This window comes from Actinoplanes sp. SE50/110 (genome assembly GCF_900119315.1).
Classification (GTDB): Bacteria; Actinomycetota; Actinomycetes; order Mycobacteriales; family Micromonosporaceae; genus Actinoplanes.
Genome location: NZ_LT827010.1, coordinates 7,614,655 through 7,632,780, shown reverse-complemented (window position 1 = coordinate 7,632,780; position 18,126 = coordinate 7,614,655). Strand labels below are relative to the sequence as shown.

13 protein-coding genes are annotated in these 18,126 nt (G+C 73.3%); 7 read left to right on the top strand and 6 right to left on the bottom strand.

Going from position 1 to position 18,126, the window contains the following annotated elements; genetic code table 11:
* Positions 1-4: 4 nt before the first annotated feature.
* The 3 genes from ACSP50_RS34075 (at position 5) to ACSP50_RS34065 (ending at position 2,111) form a co-directional block, all read left to right on the top strand.
* On the top strand, positions 5-559 hold the full coding sequence (locus ACSP50_RS34075) for a hypothetical protein (protein WP_014693869.1): 555 nt from the start codon (positions 5-7) through the stop codon (positions 557-559).
* Positions 560-729: 170 nt separating this feature from the next.
* Positions 730-1,236 (top strand): SigE family RNA polymerase sigma factor, encoded by a 507-nt coding sequence (locus ACSP50_RS34070; protein WP_014693868.1) that lies wholly within the window; start codon positions 730-732, stop codon positions 1,234-1,236.
* On the top strand, positions 1,233-2,111 hold the full coding sequence (locus tag ACSP50_RS34065; RefSeq protein ID WP_014693867.1) for a hypothetical protein: 879 nt from the start codon (positions 1,233-1,235) through the stop codon (positions 2,109-2,111). The genes ACSP50_RS34070 and ACSP50_RS34065 overlap by 4 nt, the downstream gene beginning before the upstream one ends.
* A gap of 221 nt (positions 2,112-2,332) precedes the next feature.
* Here the strand turns inward: ACSP50_RS34065 and ACSP50_RS34060 are convergent, their stop codons facing one another.
* Positions 2,333-4,774 (bottom strand): glycogen/starch/alpha-glucan phosphorylase, encoded by a 2,442-nt coding sequence (locus ACSP50_RS34060; protein ID WP_043512736.1) that lies wholly within the window; start codon positions 4,772-4,774, stop codon positions 2,333-2,335.
* Positions 4,775-5,209: 435 nt separating this feature from the next.
* On the opposite strand from ACSP50_RS34060, the gene ACSP50_RS34055 reads away from it, so the two are divergent.
* Positions 5,210-6,982, top strand: a complete 1,773-nt coding sequence (locus ACSP50_RS34055; RefSeq protein WP_014693865.1) for a hypothetical protein — start codon at positions 5,210-5,212, stop codon at positions 6,980-6,982.
* Positions 6,983-7,033: 51 nt separating this feature from the next.
* Here ACSP50_RS34055 and ACSP50_RS34050 read toward each other — a convergent pair whose 3' ends face one another.
* On the bottom strand, positions 7,034-7,696 hold the full coding sequence (locus ACSP50_RS34050) for an HAD family hydrolase (protein WP_231956774.1): 663 nt from the start codon (positions 7,694-7,696) through the stop codon (positions 7,034-7,036).
* A gap of 121 nt (positions 7,697-7,817) precedes the next feature.
* On the opposite strand from ACSP50_RS34050, the gene ACSP50_RS34045 reads away from it, so the two are divergent.
* Positions 7,818-8,459, top strand: coding sequence for a 4'-phosphopantetheinyl transferase (locus tag ACSP50_RS34045; protein ID WP_043512731.1), 642 nt, complete (start codon positions 7,818-7,820; stop codon positions 8,457-8,459).
* Here the strand turns inward: ACSP50_RS34045 and ACSP50_RS34040 are convergent.
* Positions 8,439-12,611, bottom strand: a complete 4,173-nt coding sequence (locus ACSP50_RS34040) for an AAA family ATPase (protein ID WP_014693862.1) — start codon at positions 12,609-12,611, stop codon at positions 8,439-8,441. The genes ACSP50_RS34045 and ACSP50_RS34040 overlap by 21 nt on opposite strands.
* 176 nt (positions 12,612-12,787) lie before the next feature.
* On the opposite strand from ACSP50_RS34040, the gene ACSP50_RS34035 reads away from it, so the two are divergent.
* Positions 12,788-13,186 (top strand): ester cyclase, encoded by a 399-nt coding sequence (locus ACSP50_RS34035; protein WP_014693861.1) that lies wholly within the window; start codon positions 12,788-12,790, stop codon positions 13,184-13,186.
* A gap of 111 nt (positions 13,187-13,297) precedes the next feature.
* A complete protein-coding gene (locus ACSP50_RS34030) occupies positions 13,298-14,260 on the top strand; it encodes an LLM class flavin-dependent oxidoreductase (RefSeq protein ID WP_014693860.1) in 963 nt (320 codons plus the stop codon).
* Positions 14,261-14,308: 48 nt separating this feature from the next.
* Here ACSP50_RS34030 and ACSP50_RS34025 read toward each other — a convergent pair whose 3' ends face one another.
* The 3 genes from ACSP50_RS34025 to ACSP50_RS45265 form a co-directional block, all read right to left on the bottom strand.
* Entirely contained in the window at positions 14,309-15,511 is a 1,203-nt protein-coding gene (locus ACSP50_RS34025) for an MFS transporter (RefSeq protein WP_014693859.1), read from the bottom strand.
* A 33-nt stretch (positions 15,512-15,544) separates the two neighbouring features.
* Positions 15,545-16,375: a siderophore-interacting protein gene (locus ACSP50_RS34020; RefSeq protein WP_014693858.1), complete on the bottom strand. Its 831-nt coding sequence runs from the start codon at positions 16,373-16,375 to the stop codon at positions 15,545-15,547.
* 233 nt (positions 16,376-16,608) lie between these two features.
* On the bottom strand, positions 16,609-18,084 hold the full coding sequence (locus ACSP50_RS45265) for a hypothetical protein (protein WP_099343929.1): 1,476 nt from the start codon (positions 18,082-18,084) through the stop codon (positions 16,609-16,611).
* Positions 18,085-18,126 lie beyond the last annotated feature (42 nt).

Below are 18,126 nucleotides of genomic sequence, written 5' to 3'. Positions count from 1 at the left end.
GCCGATGCGCCGTTACCTGCTGATTCTCGCCCTGGGGCTGGTCTGCCTGACCTCCGCGGACACCGTCGGGGTGCGGCTGGTGGCGTGGCCGGCCCCGGCGCGCAGCTCGGGGCCGCTGGTGGCGCACCCGGGGTGGACCTCGTGCGCCGGGGTCGATGCGTCCGACGAGTCGGCGCTGGCGCTGCCGCTGCTGGACGACACGTTCACCCCGGTGGCGGCGGTCTCCTGCGCCGTCGGCCCGGACCGTACCGCTGTGCCGGGCGGTGCCGGTGCGCTTGCCGTGGTGCTCCAGGAGCGGCGGTTCGAGGACGTCGGCACGCTGGTGGCCGCACTCCGCCAGCCGGATCGGACCGCCGTGCGCTCCGATGCGCTGGTCGACGGCGACCTCTTGTGCACGCTGGAGAAACGGCCTGTCCCGTGGGTCGCGGTGATCGACGCGCACGGGCGCTGGGTGCACCCCGGACTGCCCGTGGAGGCGTGCGGGCAGGTGTCCCACCGCCTGCTCGATCTGATCCGGGCCATGCCCGCCACACGGGTGGTGACGACGCCACTGCATTGACCGTCGCCGCTCTGTTGGGGAGGGGTGTCTGACCGGCGGGAAAGCGTTGTCCGGATGGGCCGTCCCGGCGGCCGGACGGATCTTGCGGGCGCCGGTGTCGGGTCTCTAGCGTCGTCCAGTCCGGGAAAAGATCAGGAAAGACACCGGCCAGTGACCCGGGAGGGTTCTTGATGCGCGACGACGCGTTCCGCGCGTACTTCGAAAAGCATCATGCTTCGCTGTCCCGGCTCGCCTACCTGATGACCGGGGAGACGGCGGTCGCCGACGATCTCGCCGCGGACGCGCTCACCGAGGTCTGGCGGCACTGGGACCGGGTGCAGGCCGCCGACGATCCGGTCGCCTACGGGCACGGGATCCTGATGAACCTGGCCCGCCAGTGGGTCCGCCGCCGTGGCCGGGAACGACTGATCGCCCTCGGGCTGTCCGGGCGGGCCACGGCCGGCAGCGACGTGCCCGCGGTGCTCGACGTGCGCAGCGCCCTGCGCAAACTGCCGCACCGCCGCCGGGCATGCGTAGTCTTGCGGTACGCGTTCGACCTGTCCGAGCGCGAAGTCGCCACGACGCTGGGCATCTCCGTCGGCGCGGTGAAAAGCGCCACCTCTCGGGGTGCGAAACAGTTGGCCGGCCTGCTGGGCGGGACGGTCACCCGGATCGACGGCTGGGAGGCGGCCCGATGAGGCCCTCGGACGAGCACCACGACGGTCCGGCGCGCCCCCGTGCCCCGCGCTCCGGCGACGCGCCGCCCACCGACGATCGACTGCGGGCGGTGCTGCGCGCGGAGGCCGCGGCGCACCGGCCCGACCGGGAGGCGATGCTGGCCCGGGTCACCACCTCGGTGATGAGCGAGCCGATGGCCCGCCGCCGGGGCGGGTCCCGGCTGCGGCTGGCCCTGGTCGGCGCGCTGGTCGCGGTCTTCGGCGGCGGCGGGGTCGCGGCGCAGTGGGCGCTGACCGGCGACGGCGACCGGAACGACGCGACGCCGGTCGTCACCGTCACGGCCACCACGCCCGCGACGACTCCGGCTACGCCGCCGCCCGCCACCGGCCGTCCGGCGCCCAGCTCGGCGGTCCCGTCCGGCACCCCGCCGACGTCCTCGAAGCCGGCCGTTGTGGGCGCCCCGGCGACCAGCCCGGCCGCCGTCCGGAGCCGGCCCGGGAACACCCGCGTCGAGCAGGGGCCGCTCTGGTCGGACGGCTCCGTCGACGCCGGCGGTGGGTCGAGCGTGGTCACCCTGAGGACCGGGGAGAGAATCACCGCGCTCACCGTCACGATCCGGCTCGTCAAGACGCCCGGGCTGGTCTCGCGCGGTGGCACCAAGTCGGTGCCCGGCGCCAGCGTCACCACGAAGGTCGAGGACCGGGGTGACGCGTTGCTCTACACGTTCACCCTGTCTTCGGCCGACCGGGTGGCACCGGGGACGTACACGTTCACCGCGAAGTACGTGCACGCCGACGGCGGCCGGGACGCCGGTGGCGACACCTACGAGGCGGTGGCGACGACCGCGGGCGGGCAGTCCCTCGACGTCTACGGCGACTTCTATCCGGCGGGGTGACCTGCTCCCCTGCGGAGGATGAGAAGTCACCCGGCGGGCGCCCACGATGGCACGATGAGGATGCGTACCGGCGTGAGTTCCGTCCTGGTCCCGGTGTGCGGTGCCGGTGTTCTGGTGGGCTGTGGCCGGTCGGCGTCGCCGCGCCCGGCAGCGTCGAGCCCGGCCCGCGCGGGAGCATGCGAGCCGCACCCCGGCGGACGCGCGTACAAAAGACTTCGCCCTTAATGGGGAACCGGAACCGGAGCCACCCGCCAGATGCGGGCTGCGTAGTCGGCCACCGTCCGGTCCGAGGAGAAGAAGCCGCTGCGCGCCGTGTTCAGAATCGACAGCCGGGTCCAGCGCCGCGGATCCCGCCAGGCCCGCTCCACCTCCTCCTGCGCGTCCAGATAGGACCGGTAATCGGCGAGCGTCAGATACTCGTCCCAGCCCAACAGCGAGTCCGCCACCTCCCGGCCCACCCCGCCGAACATCCCGGCCGAAATGGCGTCCAGCGCCGCTCTCAATTCCGGGTCCTGTTCGTAGAAGCGTTTCGCGTCGTATCCGCCGAGTCGCACCTCGGCGGCCTGGAAGGCGTCGAGGCCGAACAGGAAGAAGTTCTCCTCGCCGACCCGGGCGCGGATCTCGATGTTGGCGCCGTCCAGGGTGCCGATGGTGACCGCGCCGTTGAGCGCCAGTTTCATGTTGCCGGTGCCGCTGGCCTCCTTGCCGGCCAGCGAGATCTGCTCGCTGAGGTCGGCGGCCGGAATGATGCGTTCGGCCAGGGTGACGTTGTAGTTCTCGGCGAACACGATTCTCAGGTACGGCGCGACCACCGGATCCGCCGCGATCGTCGCGCCGACCGCGTTGATCAGCCGGATGATGCTCTTCGCGGCGTGGTAGGCCGGGGCCGCCTTGCCGGCGAACAGCACGGTGCGCGGCACCCAGTCGCCGGTCGGGTGCTGCCGGATCCGGTGGTACATGGTGATCACGTGCAGGAGTTTGAGCTGCTGCCGCTTGTACTCGTGGAACCTTTTGATCATCACGTCGGTGAGCGAGTCCGGGTCGCCGGCCGCCAGGTCCACCTTGTTGGCGCGCTTCACCGCCCGCCAGCGTTCGGCGAACGACGCGTCCCCGGCGAGACGTTCCAGCCCGGCGAGCTGTTCCAGGTCGTGCAGCCAGCCGTCGCCGCCGAGCCCCTCGGTGATCAGGTCGGAGAGCCGCGGGTTGGCGAGTTTGACGAACCGGCGGGGCGAGACGCCGTTGGTGACGTTCTGGAACTTGGCCGGCCACAGGTCGGCGAAGTCGTTCAGCACGGTTTCGCGCAGCAGTTTCGAGTGCAGCTCGGCGACCCCGTTGACCGCCTCGGTGCCGACCACGGCGAGATGCGCCATCCGGACCCGGCGCTCACCCTCCTCGCCGATGATCGACATTCGGCGGACCCGGTCGGTGTCGCCCGGGAACCGCTGCTCGACCTCGCGCAGGAACAGCATGTTGATCAGATAGATGATCTCCAGGTGCCGGGGCAGGAGCCGCTCGAACAGGTGCACCGGCCAGGTCTCCAGGGCTTCCGGCAGCAGCGTGTGACAGGTGTAGGCGAACGTCCGCCGGGTGATCGACCAGGCCCGGTCCCAGTCCAGCCCGTACTCGTCGACCAGCAGCCGCATCAGCTCCGGGATGGCGATCGTCGGATGCGTGTCGTTGAGCTGGATGACGTTCTTCTCGGCGAAGTCGTCCCAGTCCGTGTTGCGCATCCGGAACCGCCGGATGATGTCCCGCAGCGAGCAGGAGCAGAGGAAATACTGCTGCTTGAGGCGCAACTCGCGGCCCAGCTCGGTGCTGTCGTCGGGGTACAGGACCTTGCTGATGTTCTCCGCGCGGACCGCTTCCTGCACCGCCTCGGCATACTGCCCGGCCGAGAACCGCGACAGGTCGAACGAGGCCTCACTGCCTCGCGCCCGCCACAGCCGCACGATGTTCACCGTCTGCGTCCCGTAGCCCGGGACGAGCATGTGGCTCGGCTCGCCGAGAACCACCTCGCCGGGCAGCCACCGCTTCCGGACCGGTGACCCGGCCACCGGCTCGGTGTGTCCGTAGAAGCCCACCGTCTGCCGGTCGTCGGGCGCCGGGAATTCCCACGGGTTGCCCTGGAACGCCCAGTCGTCCGGCCGTTCCGCCTGCGCCCCGTTCTCCAGCGACTGCCGGAAGATCCCGAAGTCGTACCGGATGCCGTAGCCGACCGCCGGAATGTCGCGGGTCGCCATCGAGTCGACCAGGCACGCGGCCAGCCGCCCCAGGCCGCCGTTGCCCAGGCCCGGCTCCACATCCAGGTCCTCGATCTCCTCCAGCGTCCGCCCGAGCGCCTTGACCGCCTGCGCGGCGATCGCACCCGTGGCGGAATAGAGCAGATTCTGCTCCAACTGCGCCCCGAGCAGATACTCCGCGGAGAGGTAGTAGACCCACCGCGGATTGCTGGCGTAATGCGCCGCCGCCGTCCGCGCCCGTCGATCCGCGAGCCGATCCCGCACGGTGAGCGCGAGCGCCTCGTACGCGTCCCGTGGGCTGGCCGACTCGACCGTGGTGCCCCTGCGGTAATAGAGGCTGCTCAGCAGATCCTGTTGGAACTCGTCCGCGGTGGTGCCCAGTCGTCGCAGGCCGATGCCCTGGCTGCCTTGGCGAAGATCCATGCGGCCCATTCTGCCGCGACGACGTTTCCGGCCGCTGACGTTCCCCGTTCCACAGAGAGAAGAACCAATACAAGATCAACTTCAAGGTCGCAGGACGCATCGACCCGCCCCGCCACCCGCGGTCGGTCACCGGACCCGATCGCCGGTCACCATGCCGCCTGTGGTCGGCCGGACCGCGGGCTGTCCGGCCGGCGGAACCGGGTACGCCGAACGGGACTGCATCAACCTCCGCTAACGGTTCGCTGAGAGTGGTCCGCCGGCTTCCAGTTCGAGCCGGCCTCCGGCGACCGCCGCGCGCCGTACGCGTTCGCCTCGGCCGGCGGCCAGCTCCAGGCCCGCGAGCTGGGTAAACCGTCCGCCCCGGCGACCTGGGGCACGCCGCCGCGCGCCGCCGTCCAGCCGCGCGCCGCGGCCCCGTACCGGACCACGTTCGTGATGGACACCCGGAACTGGACCGCCTGGAACAAGTTCATGGGCCTGTGGAACGCCGACACCTGGGCGTACGTGCCGGTCGACAACCCGGCGAACACCCTGGAAGCGACCGCCGACCTGCCGCCCGGCAACTACTTCGTCACCGCGATGTACGGCATCTACGGCGTCGACAGCTACCTGATCACCAAGTCGTTCACGGTCGGCGCCCGGGGCGCGCGCTACTGGGCGGTGCCGATGACCGGCGAGTCGTCCGGCACGTTCCTCGCCACCTACCTGCGGGCGCCCGGCACCTTCACGGCCTACATGACGCCCGGGGTCACCTGGTCCCGGCTGGTCGATTACGGCAGCCAGAACCTGAACCTGACCGACGTGAACCTCGGCTCCGGGGAGACCGGCACCGCCGAGACGGTCGGCGCCGGGCCGCTCATGCCGGGCACCGGGCGGTACGGCTCGCAGACCCGCCGTGAACGGGACAAGCTCTACCTGTACGAGCCGATCCAGCTCACCGACACCGCCGGCAACCCGGGCTCGGACCCGTCCACCTCGCGCACCACGATGACGCTCAGCGCGGGCGGGACGGTTCTCAAGACGGCCGCGTCGCTCAGCCTGGCCGCGGACGTGCCGCCCGCCGCACAGCTGTACACACTGGATCAGACCACCACGCACCGGTCACAGCAGTCCCTGCTGAACACCAGGATCCAGAACACCTGGACGTTCTCGTCGGCGACCACGACCAGCGCCCGACTGCCGCTGATCGACGTGGCGGTCGGCGCCACCGGTCTCGACGCCCGCAACCGGGCGTCCGGCGGGCCCGTCCAGTTGACCCTCACGCCGTCGACCCGGTCCAGTGACGCGGTCACCCGGGTCGACCGGCTGGAGTGGTCGGCCGACGACGGCGCCACCTGGACCGCGGCGTCGGTCACCACGGGCGGCGCGTCGATCACCGTGCCGCCCGGTGCGGCGTTCGTGTCGCTGCGGATCACCGCGGCCAACGACCGGGCCGGCACCCTGGTCCGGACGGTGACCCGCGCCTTCGCCGGCCCCGCCGAACCCGCCGACGAGAAGCTCGGCACCACCGGCGAATTCGGCGGCGAGCTGGAGATCTCCGGCGTCACGGTGAACGGCGGGCAGCCCCTCACCGTCGGCACCGCGGGCACCTTCGAGGCGATGACCGCGACGTACGCGGTCAGCGACCCGGTCAACGCGACCATCCGGTCCGGCCTGGTGCTCTACCACGGCTCGTACACCCAGCCGGACGGCATCATCCCGGCCAGCGTCAACTGCGTCCGATTCCAGCAGGTCATCGGCCGGTGCACCGCCGACTTCCGGTCGTACGACCACCGCTGGGCGCTCAACAGCAACGCCCTGGCCGGCGACTGGCACGTGGCGATCTGGGCGGAGAACGCGGCCGGCACCCGGATGATCGACCGGCACGACGCGGCCACCGTGACCCTCAGGAAAGCCACCCAGCTGACCACCGACGCCACCCCGGAACCCGTCGCCAAGCACCGGACGATCACCGTCGCGGGGGCGCTGAGCAGGGCGGACTGGGAGACGTGGACGTTCCGGCCGTACGCCGGGCAGACCGTCGACCTGCAATTCCTCCAGTCGGGTGCGAGCAGCTGGAACGGGCTCCGGACGGCCACCTCGGATGCCGCGGGAAAGCTGAGGACGACGACGCCGGCGGTGACTTCCGGGGCGTTCCGCTACCGCTATGCCGGCGACGGCGCGTCGGCCGGAATCAGCAGCGCCGCCGACTCCGTCGCCGTGCAATAGCGGACCGCTCGGCGCTGCCGGTCTGCACCGCTCGCGGCGCCGCGACGGTGCCTACCCCTCGGACAACTCGTTGACCGCCGCCGGGACCTCCGGGAACGTCGCTACGGCGGCGGTCACGAACCGGGGGTCGAAGTCCGGCAGCCGGCGTACCCCGCTCTGCAGGCAGGCGATGAAGCGGATCCCGGCGCCGCCGGCGGCCACCGCGTCACCCGGCGAGTCACCGACGTAGACGCATTCCTCGGGGTGGAACCCGGTCTCGGCGAGCAGTTCGTCGAAAACCCGGGGATCCGGTTTGCGGTACCGGGTGTTGTCCTGGTGGTACGCCCGGGTGACCCGTCCGGCCAGCACGTGGTCCGGCGCCAGCAGGTGCTGCACCTCCGGACCGGTGCGGGAGGTCAGCAGCATGACCGTGTGACCGGTGCCGACCAGGCGATCGAGGGCGTCCAGGTTGTCCGGCGGGATCACGTCGAGTCGGCCGTCGGCCAGATACCGCTGATGCGCCGCGGGGAACAGCGCCGCGAACCGCTCCAGGTCGACGCCCGGCGACCGGTGCGGCATCGCGTCGAGCAGCGTCTCGCCCCAGGTGGCCAGGTGCACCGCGCGGCTCATCGGCGGCTGGCCGACCTGCGCCAGGACGTCGTTCTCCAGGTCGAACGACGCCGCCTCGGTCAGGCACAGCGTGTCGTCCACGTCGATGATCACCGCACGAATCACGGATGCCAGGGTAGGGGTCGCCGCCCGTCCCGATGGTGGCGCGTCGCCGACCTGTCCGATCATCCGGGATCCGGCAGTCGTCGGAGCCGCCGCCCGGCGGTGGTGTGCAAGACTCCCGGCTGTGCTGGATCGGTTGTTGCCCCACCCCGTGCGATCCGCTTTCGCCCTCACCGACGATCCGGACGAGGCGTGTTACCCGGGTGAGGAATCGCTGGTCGCGACCGCGGTCCCGAACCGCCGCCGGGAGGTGGTGACCGCCCGCCGCTGCGCCCGCGAGGCGCTGCTCGCCCTCGGTCACGCCCCCGCCGCGATCCCGCGCGGCCCCCACCGGGAACCGCTCTGGCCGGCCGGCGTGGTCGGCAGCATCACGCACTGCACCGGCTTCCGTGGCGCCGCGGTCGCCCACACCGGCGAGCTGACCGGCGTCGGCATCGACGCCGAGCCGCACGCCGCACTGCCGCCCCGGGTGCTGGGCGCGGTGACCGACCCGGTCGAGCGCGCCATGCTGGACCGGCTCGCCACCACGCACCCGGAGACCTGCTGGGACCGGCTGTTGTTCAGCGCCAAGGAGTCGATCTACAAGGCGTGGTTTCCGCTGACCGGCCGCTGGCTCGGTTTCGAGGACGCCCGCCTGGACATCGACCCGGACGGCACCTTCGTCGGGCACATCCTGATCGAGTCGCCGCTGCCCCGGCTGGCCGGCCGGCACCTGGTCGACCGGGGCCTGATCCTGACCGCGGTGTCAGTTCCCGCACAGGGGTGAGAGCGGCTTGCCGTCGTTGCGACTGGCGATCCGCGCGACCCGGCACAGGTCCGGGAGGACCGCGACCGGGTCGAGCCGCCACACCCCGAATGTGTGGTCGAAGCCGGAGCTGGCCAGCAGGCTCCCGTCCGGCGCGAAGGCGAGCGCGCCGGACCGGTAGTCGTGACCGTTCAGGGTCGCCGTGAGCGACCGGGCGCCGACGTCCCAGAGGTGCACCCGCCCGTCGAACTCGGTGGAGGCCAGCGTCCGGCCGTCCGGCGCGAAGGCGATCGCGTCGACCTGCTGAATCTGCGGCGGGGTCTGCCACCGCACCGGGGCGCCGTCCGGCTCGCGGACCTCGACCGAGCCGTTGGTTCCGGTGACCGCGACCGCACCGTCGACCGGTGACACCGCGATGTCGAGCGGCCGATAGCCGAGCGGGACGCTGCCGGCCGGGCTGAAGTCGGCGGTGCGCCAGCGCTGCAGGGCGTAGCCGTCGTGGTATCCGCCCGCCACGGTCAGTCCGGTGAACAGCGAGGTCCCGTCCCGGCTGAACGCCACCGAGGACGGCGTGGCGCCCAGCGGGAACCGGGCCCGGACCGCCTGCCGGCCGACGTCGTAGACGAGCGCCTGATCCGCCTGCCCGGTGACCCCCCGCTTGGTGAGATCCTCCTGGGACTGCTGGGTGACCACCGCGATCAGGGATCTGTCCGGAGACACGGCGAGGTCGGCCGGCGTGCCGGGCAGCGGGACGGTCACGCGCACCTTGCCGGTCGCCGCGTCGCGCACCTCGAGTCTGCCGTTCGTGGTGCTGTCGACCAGCGTGCCCGGGTCCGGGAAGGCGACCGAGATCGGGACGCCGTCGGTCGGGATCTCGGTGAGCAGGGCCCGGGAGCCCGGGTCCCAGACCCGCACCTTGCCGTCCTCGCCGGCGGTCGCCAGCCGCCGGCCGTCCGGCGCGAAGGCGCTGGTGATCACCCGCGTTCCGTGCGGCAGCCAGGTGGTCGCCCGCCGGAACACCGCGGTCGGCGCGTCGACGCCGGTGACCGCGATCGTCCGGCCGTCCGGGGAGACCGCCGGCGACGGGAGCGACGCCACCCCGGTGTCCTCCGTCCGGCGATCACCGCCGGCCAGGGCGAACAGGGCGACCGAATGCAGACCGTTGTTGACCACGACGACGCCGTCGGGAGTCACCCGGATCGGAGCCGCGAAGGGGGTCACCGACTCGGTGATCATCGTTTGCCGGCGCCGGCCCGACGGGATCGCCCACTGGGTGAGCTGGCCGAGCCGGTTCGCGCCGATCAGCGTGCCGTCCGGGGCGAACGCGACGTACGCGGTGTCCGGGACGGTGGTGACCAGCCGCCCGTCGCTGATCCGCCACACCTTGGCCGGAGACGGTACGGGCCGGGTGACCGCCACGTATCGCCCGTCGGCGCTGATCGCGAGGTCGTAGGCGGCGTAGTCACCGACCGGCAACGACCGGATCAGCCGTCCGGAGGCGGCGTCCCACATCCCCAGCTCGAAGGGCATGCCCTCCTTGGTGTCGGTGCGCCAGCCCATCGCCGTCGAGGTCCCGGGCAGCCAGGCCGCCCCGGCGCCGCCCGGCAGGGCCCGGACCAGGTCACCGGTGGCGGCGTCCCAGATGTACAGGCCGTTTCTCGCGGCGACGCCGGCGAGCAGGAACCGGCCGTCCGGCGAGAACGCCAACGACCGCGTGTAGCTGCGGGTGCTCCGGTTCGGCGGGACCATCCGCTGCCCGACCGGCGTGAGCGTGGTGGCGTCCCAGAGCCGGACCGACCCGTCGCCGTGCCCGATCGCGATGCGCCTGCCGTCCGGGCTGAACGCCGCGGCGGTGCCACCCGGGTCGGTGCCGAGCGTTCCGATGGCGTTGACCATCTGCGCGGAGAGCACCGCCCCGCGTGCCTCGGTGGTCTCGCGCACCTGCCAGCTGTCGAGTGCCCGCCGGACCGCGGCGATCTCGTCCCGGTTCAGCGCGTTCACCGCCTCGGCCGCGTACTGCCGGGACGCCGCCTCCTGCTGGCTCGCCTGGGCCTCCCGTTGCCGGGTGGCCGCCACGTGCTGCCGGTCCAGCGCCACCAGCCCGCCCGCGACGGCCAGCAGCAGCGCCACACCGAGCCCGGCGGCCAGCCGCCGCAGCCGCCCGGTCGCCCGCCGCCGGGCCGCCTCCGCGCGCTCGGCCGCCTCGGCGCCGGCCGCCAGGAAGTCCGGCGCCGGCCCGGGCAGGCTGTCCGCGTCGATCAGCCGCTCCCGGGCGGCGAGCAGGCGGGCGCCGCGCAGCAGCAGGTCCGGGTCGCGGCCGGAGCGGTCCCAGTCCTCGGCCGCCTCCGCGACGCGTTGCCGCAGCTCCAGATCGGACCGGGCCTCCGCCACCCAGCCGGCCAGCCGGGGCCACCCGGTCAGCAGCGCCTCGTGGCTGATCTCCACGGTGTCGGTCCCGGCGGTGACCAGGCGCTCGGCGACCAGTCGGTCCAGCACCCGGGAGCCGTCCGGGGACCGCCGGCCACGCCGCCGCACCACGGTGCCGGTGCCGGTCATCGTCACCAGGGAGAGCAGGGCCGCGCGCAGGGCCGCCTGCTCCTCCGGGCCCAGCCCCAGGTAGATCCGTTCCGCCGTCTCGGCCACCGCGTGCCGGATCCCGCCGGTCGCCCGGTAGGCCTCGACGGTGAGCTGATCCCCGTCCCGTCGCTCCCAGGTCGCGCGCAACGCGTGTGCCAGCAGCGGCAGCGCGCCCGGCTCATAACCGCCGGCCCCGGCGCCGCCCTCGCCGAGGTCGCGCAGCATCAGCTCGGGCAGGCCCGGGTCGACCTTCAGCCCGGCCTGCTCGGCCGGCTCGACCACGGCCCGCCGCAGCGACCCGGCGTCCAGCGGGCCGAGCACGACATGCCCGCCGGCCAGGAGTCGGGCCAGCGGCGGCAGCTCGACGCAGGCCGGATAGAAGTCGGACCGCACCGCGATCATCACCAGCGCCGGCGCCGCGGCGGTCAGCGCGGCCGCGAAGGCCAGCCGCTCGGCCGGGTCGGCGCACTGGGTGAACAGCTCCTCGAACTGGTCGACCACGATCACCGGCCGCCGGCCCCCGGCGGCCGCCCGCCCGGCCAGCGCGCCGAGCGACGCGGGCTCCCGGCGCACGTCGCGAAGCAACCCGTCGACGTCGGCCGCCGGGTCACCGGCCTGCTCCGGGGTGGCCCCGGGCAGGCCGGCGAGGTGCCGCACCAGGTCGCGCAGGGGAGTGGCGCCGGGGGTGAGCACGATCCAGGGCCAGGCCGTCGCGGCCGGGCCGAGTCGGCCGGCGCCGATCGCCGGGAGCAGGCCGGCCCGCACCAGGGAGGACTTGCCGACGCCGGAGACCCCGGTGACGACCAGGGGCGGACCGCCCACCAGCTGCTCGCTCAACCGGGCCAGCAGCTCGGCCACCTGCGTCTCGCGGCCGCGGAACCACGGGGCGTCGGCCGGCTGGAAACTGGCCAGTCCGGGATAGGGCGGCACCGAGCCGGACAGCGGCGGCGCGGCGGGGGCCGTCTCCTGGTTGACGGCGAGCAGCTGCCGGCGGACCTGTTCCAGCTGCCGGTGCAGCAGCAGGGTCTGCCCCGCGAACTGCTGCCGCAGATCGTCCAGCGACCGCCGGACGTCGGTGAGCATCCACCGCAGCGAGCCGACGTCGCTGCCCAGCTCCTCGAAGACCGCCTCCAGTTGATGCCGGAAGCCGTCGTCGGCGGTGGCCGCCTCGGTCAGCGCGGTGGCGACCGCGTCGATCTCGTGCAGCACCGCGGAGACCTCCGCCTGCAGCCGCCCGCCCCGCTCGTCACCGGCGGTCAGCAGCGGCAGCAGCTCGTCGGCGACCGCGTCACGCCACTGCTGCTCGGTGATCGGGCCGCCGCCGCGCATCCGCTGGGCGGTGCCGGCCAGCACGTCGGCGAGATAGTTGCTGCCCAGGCCCCCGAGCTGGGCCAGCGCCATGGCGAACGCCCCCGGGACGCCGAGCCCGGCGCCGGCCACCGGTGCGACCGCCGAGGCGGTCAGGAAGGCGAGGATCGCGTACGGCCCGGCGCTGCGCAGTCGTGCGCGACCGCGCCGTCCGCTCTCCCGCACCCAGGACCGCACGCCGGCGCGAGCGCGCTCGACGGGGCCGGGGGTGTCGTCCGGATCCGGCACGGCGACCCTCCTCGGTGGACTGCTGGCATCGCTGGAGGCCCCATGATGGCATCGTCGGGCGACCGGCGGCACCGGCCGGATGACGGGTTCCGCGCCGGCCCGGTCCACTGTGCTGTTGCCCACGCGCGGGCCGCGCCTGCACCACTATGGGTGAGCGACATGCGACAGTGCGCATCATGATCGATGCGGACATCACCCGGCGGGTGGTCACCGAATTCCTGGCGTACGTGCGGTCCGGCCGCGACCCGGGCCGCGCCACCGCCCTGATGGCGCCGCGGGTGCGGGCCCACCAGGTGCAGTCCGAGGACCCGGTGACGATCGTCCGGACGCCCGCCGACTACGCCGGTCACGTACAGGAGATGATCGACACCTGGGGCGAGTTCCACCTGCAGGTGGAGGACCTGCTGGTGGACGGTGCCCGAGCCTACGTCCGGCTGGCCCAGACCGGCCGCCACACCGCGACCGGCCGGGTGGTCCGCCAGGTCAACGCGATCGTCTACCACGTCGAGAACGGCCGGATCACCGAGTACTGGATGCAGATCGACCGCGCCGGCCTGGCCGCCCAGCTCACCTGACCGGGTGCACCGCGGGGCGCAGCGGCGGGCGCGGCGGTACCGCGCCGGGCGTACACCGGAAGTCGTCCCGGAGCGGACGCGGTCTTTCGCCGCGTCGGCGACAGTGGGCGGATGACGGAGCGCGCGTTTCGATTCGGGGTCATCGCCGCGCAGGCGCGGACCGGTGCGGAATGGGCCGCGAATGCGCGGCGGGCCGAGGAGCTGGGATACGACACCCTGCTCATCCCGGACACCCTGGTCACGCTGTCGCCGTTCGCGGCGCTGGCCGCGGCGGCCGCGGCCACCCGGACGCTGCGGGTGGGCACGTATGTGCTGAACGCCCCCAACCGGACCGCGGCCCAGGTGGCCTGGGAGACGCGGAGTCTGCAGACGATCAGCGATGGGCGGTTCGAGCTCGGGGTCGGCGGCGGGCGGCCGGGCGGGCACGCCGACACCGCGGCGCTGGGCGGGTTGTGGGGGACGCCGGGGGAGCGGCTGCGGCGCACGGCGGACACGATCGCGGCGGCACGCGGCCTGCCGATGCCGCCCACGGTGCTGGTGGCGGCCTCGAAACCGGGGATGATGCGGCTCGCGGCGGAACAGGCGGACGTGGTGACCTTCGGCCTGCCGCCGGTCGCCACACCGGGGGAGCTGGCGCGGGCGGCGACGGAGTTCCGTGGCCTGTCGAACCGGGCGGATCAGGTGGAGCTGCTGGTGGGGGTGACCGCTTTCGCCCCGACCATCTTCGCGCTGCCCGCCTGGCTGTCGCGGCAGGTGGGCGGGGATCCGCGGGAGATGGCGGCGGCCGGGGCGGCGACGTTCCTGATCGGGGACGCCGACCACGCGGCGGAGGAGCTGCTGCGGCGGCGAGCCGCGGGAGGTTTCTCGTACTTCGCGGTGAACGGGCCGTTCATGGAGGCCTTCGCGCCGGTCATCCAGCGTCTGCGCGGCACCGGGCCGGTCGGCGGGTCAGCGGAGCCGGCGGCCCCGGACGGCGACCGCCGCGGCGGTGAGCGGCGGCCGGCGGGCACGCCCGGCCCGTCGACGAAGGTCGCCGCGGCCAGCCGGCTCCACCGCCCGACGGAGGCCTCGTAGGGGTTCACCCGAGCGCCAGGCATCGGTCATGCTGCGAGCCCGGGGCGATCAGATCTGGCGGTCACGTCCGGCGAAGGCGCCGGCCACGATCTGCGGCACCATCAGGCCCACCATGATGCCCAGCGGCGCCTTCCACCCGTGCGTCGCGTCATGCAGCGCCCCGATCAGGATCGGCCCCGGGATCGCGATCAGATATCCCACACCCTGCGCGAACGCGGACAGCCGCACCACCGTGCCCGGCGTCCGCCCGCGCAGCGCGATCATGGTGAGCACGAGCGGGAAGGCCGTGTTCACCACGCCCAGCAGGACCGCCCACAGCCACGGCGCCGCCGCGGGGTCCGCCCACAGCCCGGCGTACCCGGCGATCCCGAACGCCCCCAGGCAGATCGCGATCAGGCTTTGCGACCGGACCCGCCCGGCCACCGCCGACAGCGCCATCCCCAGCGGCACCCCGAGCAGGGAGGTGGTGGCAAAGAGCACGCCGGCCTTCTCCGCGGACAGCCCCGAGTCGCGGTAGATCTGCGGCAACCAGCCGATGATCACGTACGCCGAGGTGGACTGCATGCCGAAGTAGACGGCCAGCGCCCAGGCGATCGGCTGCCGGATCATCCGCACCGGCGCGGTGGCGGCCGCCGGCGCGGCCCGGCGCGGCCCGGTCCGGCGGGCCATCAGCAGCCATGGAGGCAGCGCCACCACGGCCGCGAGCGCCCAGCAGGCCAGCCCGAGACGCCAGTCGCCGAAGCTCTCGGTCAGCGGCACGGTGATCGCGGCCGCCGTGGTCGCCCCCAGGTTCAGCGCGACCGAGTAGAGCCCGGTCACCGCGCCGACCTGGGTCGGGAAGAAATCCTTGACGATCGACGGCAGCAGCACGTTGGCGAGCGCGATGCCGGCCAGCGCGACCGCGCTGAGCAGCAGGAACACCGCCGAGTTGGGCGCGAAGGGCCGGGTCGCCAGGCCGATGGTGAGCAGCACCAGGCCGCCGGCGATGACCGGCACCGGGCCGATCCGCCGGGCGATCCGGGGCGCGAGCAGGCCGACGGTGGCGAAACAGAGGACCGGGACCGAGGTGAGCAGGCCGGCGACCGTGCCGCTCATGTGCAGGCCGGCGCGGATCTCGGTGAGGACCGGCCCGATGCTGGTCACCGCGAGCCGCAGGTTGGCCGCGCCGAGGATGAGCGCGATGAGGGCGAGGGTCCGCCCCCGACGCGGGCCGGTCAGTCGATCTTCAAGTTGTTCGTCCCGCAGTGCCACAAGACCATCATCGCCGGGCCGGGGCGGCCCCGGTCAGCGGGTCTCCTGTTCGCGTTCGACCTGCGCGTTCCACTCCCTCTTGCTGGACTGCCAGCCGTCCTCGTTCAACCCGCGGCGCCAGTAGCCGGAGATCGACAGCTGCTCCATCGGCAGCTCCCGCTCGACCCGCAGATAGCCGCGCAGCTCCTTGACGAAGCCGGCCTCGCCGTGCACGAAGGCGTGCACCCGCCCGGCCGGGAACTCCAGCTCGCGCACCGCTTTCACCAGCGCCTCGCCGACCGGCCGGTCACCCCGGTGCAGCCAGACGATCTCGGCGTCCGCGGCGGTGGGCAACTCCTGCTCCTCGTCGGGACCGTCGACCTCCAGATACGCCCGGACGGGCGCGCCGTCGGGCATGCCGGCGAGCGCGGCGGCGATCGCCGGCAGGGCGCTCTCGTCGCCGGCGAGCAGGTGCCAGTCCGCGTCGGGCGACGGCGCATACGCCCCGCCGGGGCCGGAGAACCGGACCACGTCGCCGGGCCGGGCCCGCGCCGCCCACGGCCCGGCGATCCCCTCGTCGCCGTGCACCACGAAGTCGACCCACAGCTCGGGCACCTCGGGCAGCCACTTACGCACCGTGTACGTGCGGACGAGCGGCCAGTCCTCGCGCGGCATGGTCTCGCGGATCGTGCCGACGTCGAACGGCTCCGGATAGGTGACGCCGTCGCGCGGGAACAGCACCTTGATGTAGTGGTCGGTGAAGCGCGCGGCGTCGAGCCGGCCGATCGCCTCGCCGCCGATCACCACCCGCACCATGTGCGGCGTCAGCCGCTCCACCCGGGTGACCACGCCCTGATGGGCCGGCCGCGCTGGTCTGTTCGCCATCTCTGCACCTCAACTCGCCGGAGGGGATCTCCGGCAGGTAAGGCTACCCTTCATTTCGGCCGGACGACCGCCCCCATCGGGCACTCTTCGATTTCCGGCGGGCACCCCTGCCGGGTCACGGTCGCCGGCGACGGCGGCCGCCGATCCGGTGGTACGACGTGGGCAGGGCGGCGCCCGGCGAAGAGTACGCCGGAGCACCGCCCTGTGAATGTCCACCGTGGCCGGTGGCCGGTTCAGTACCGCCGCGGCCGGGACCGGGCGAAGGCGAACCCGATGATCGCGAGAAGGATCACCACGGCCCCGCCCCCGAACACCGCCGGGTGGTCGCTGAGCAGCGTCAGCGGCCCGCTCTTGGTGCTCGCCGGCGGCTCGGCGACCGTCTCGCCCGGGCCCCCGGTGCCCTTCGGCGCCGGGTTGTCGGCCGCGCCGACGTTCACGCCGTAGTCGGCGGCCGGTGCGGCGTCCCCGGTCGGGGTCGCCTCCGGCTCGGCCTTTCTGGTGGTCTTCGCCGGGGCGGCCGCCGGGTCGCCGCCGGAGGAGCCGGCGGTCGAGGAGTCGCTGCCGGCGGTCGAGGAGGCGGTGGCCGCCTTGGTCGGCGCCTTGGTGGTCGGCTTCGTCGTGATGATCGTCGACTTGGTCTGCCCGACCGTCTCGCCGCCGTTGTCCGTCTTGGTCGGGGCCGGGGTGGGCACCACGGTCGACTTCACCGTCGCCTTGGGCGTGGCCGTCGCGTTCCCGCCGGTGTTGTTGTTCCCGCCGCCCCCGGTGTTGTTGTTCCCGGTGTTGGCGCCGCCGCCCGTGTTGTTCCCGCCCTGGTTGCCGCCGGTCTGGTTGCCGCCGCCCTGGTTGCCACCGGTCTGGTTGCCGCCGCCCTGGTTGCCACCGGTCTGGTTGCCGCCGCCCTGGTTGCCACCGGTCTGGTTGCCGCCGCCCTGGTTGCCACCGGTCTGGTTCCCGCCGCCCTGGTTGCCACCGTTTCCGGCGCGGACGAGGATCCGCACGGCGTCGATGGCCGGCGTCTGATTGGCCCGCTCCATCATCGGCGTGCGGTGCGACCCGTCACCGGCCCACGACGCGCACTGCGCGGTGCCCTCGGCCGGCAGCCCCGGCACCTGGATGGTCACCGTGTCCGGCGTCCGCCCGCCCTTGCCGTCCTCGGTCGCCACGAAGAACGCCGGCACCGGATCCGGGTCGGGCGCGGACCGGGTGCTGGCCAGCATCCGGCACGCGGTGTGGAAGTGGCCGCGGACGATCCCGTTCTGCAGCACGCTGGACTCGACGTAGTAGCCGCCCTTGCCGGCCGCGAGGAACCGGTCGCGGATCAGGTTGCGGGTGCTCACCTTGAGCGTGAACGGCGTGTTCGGCGCGACCACCACCGGCGCCGCGGTGATCAGCAACGACGCGTCGTTGGCGGCCGAGGCCACCTCACCGAACTCGGTGGAGACGCAGCGGTCACCCTTCTGGAAGCCGTCGTGCGCCGGGAGCCGGCTGTCGATGCAGGTGTCGGTGAGGATCTTCTGCCCGTTGACGATCTTGCCCGCGCCGCTCTGGCTCGCGGCCTTGGCCTGCGGGGTCTCGTCGGCGTGCGACAACTGGGTGAACCCGATCGCGCCGCCGGCGGCCAGCACGACCGCACCGGCGGCCAGCAGCCGGCCACGTCCCGACCCGGCGGCCGTGAGGCCGGTACGACGGTGACCCGTGCTTCCCATGACGTGCCCTTCGATGGTGACGTTCGCCATTGTGTGACGCCG

What these genes read in the sequence shown, in the direction of transcription:
- ACSP50_RS34075 (WP_014693869.1), top strand. Translation starts at nt 5, where the DNA reads ATGCGCCGTTACCTGCTGATTCTCGCCCTGGGGCTGGTCTGCCTGACC.
- ACSP50_RS34070 (WP_014693868.1), top strand. Translation starts at nt 730, where the DNA reads ATGCGCGACGACGCGTTCCGCGCGTACTTCGAAAAGCATCATGCTTCG.
- ACSP50_RS34065 (WP_014693867.1), top strand. Translation starts at nt 1,233, where the DNA reads ATGAGGCCCTCGGACGAGCACCACGACGGTCCGGCGCGCCCCCGTGCC.
- ACSP50_RS34060 (WP_043512736.1), bottom strand. Translation starts at nt 4,774, where the DNA reads ATGGATCTTCGCCAAGGCAGCCAGGGCATCGGCCTGCGACGACTGGGC.
- ACSP50_RS34055 (WP_014693865.1), top strand. Translation starts at nt 5,210, where the DNA reads ATGGACACCCGGAACTGGACCGCCTGGAACAAGTTCATGGGCCTGTGG.
- ACSP50_RS34035 (WP_014693861.1), top strand. Translation starts at nt 12,788, where the DNA reads ATGATCGATGCGGACATCACCCGGCGGGTGGTCACCGAATTCCTGGCG.
- ACSP50_RS34030 (WP_014693860.1), top strand. Translation starts at nt 13,298, where the DNA reads ATGACGGAGCGCGCGTTTCGATTCGGGGTCATCGCCGCGCAGGCGCGG.
- ACSP50_RS34020 (WP_014693858.1), bottom strand. Translation starts at nt 16,375, where the DNA reads ATGGCGAACAGACCAGCGCGGCCGGCCCATCAGGGCGTGGTCACCCGG.
- ACSP50_RS45265 (WP_099343929.1), bottom strand. Translation starts at nt 18,084, where the DNA reads ATGGGAAGCACGGGTCACCGTCGTACCGGCCTCACGGCCGCCGGGTCG.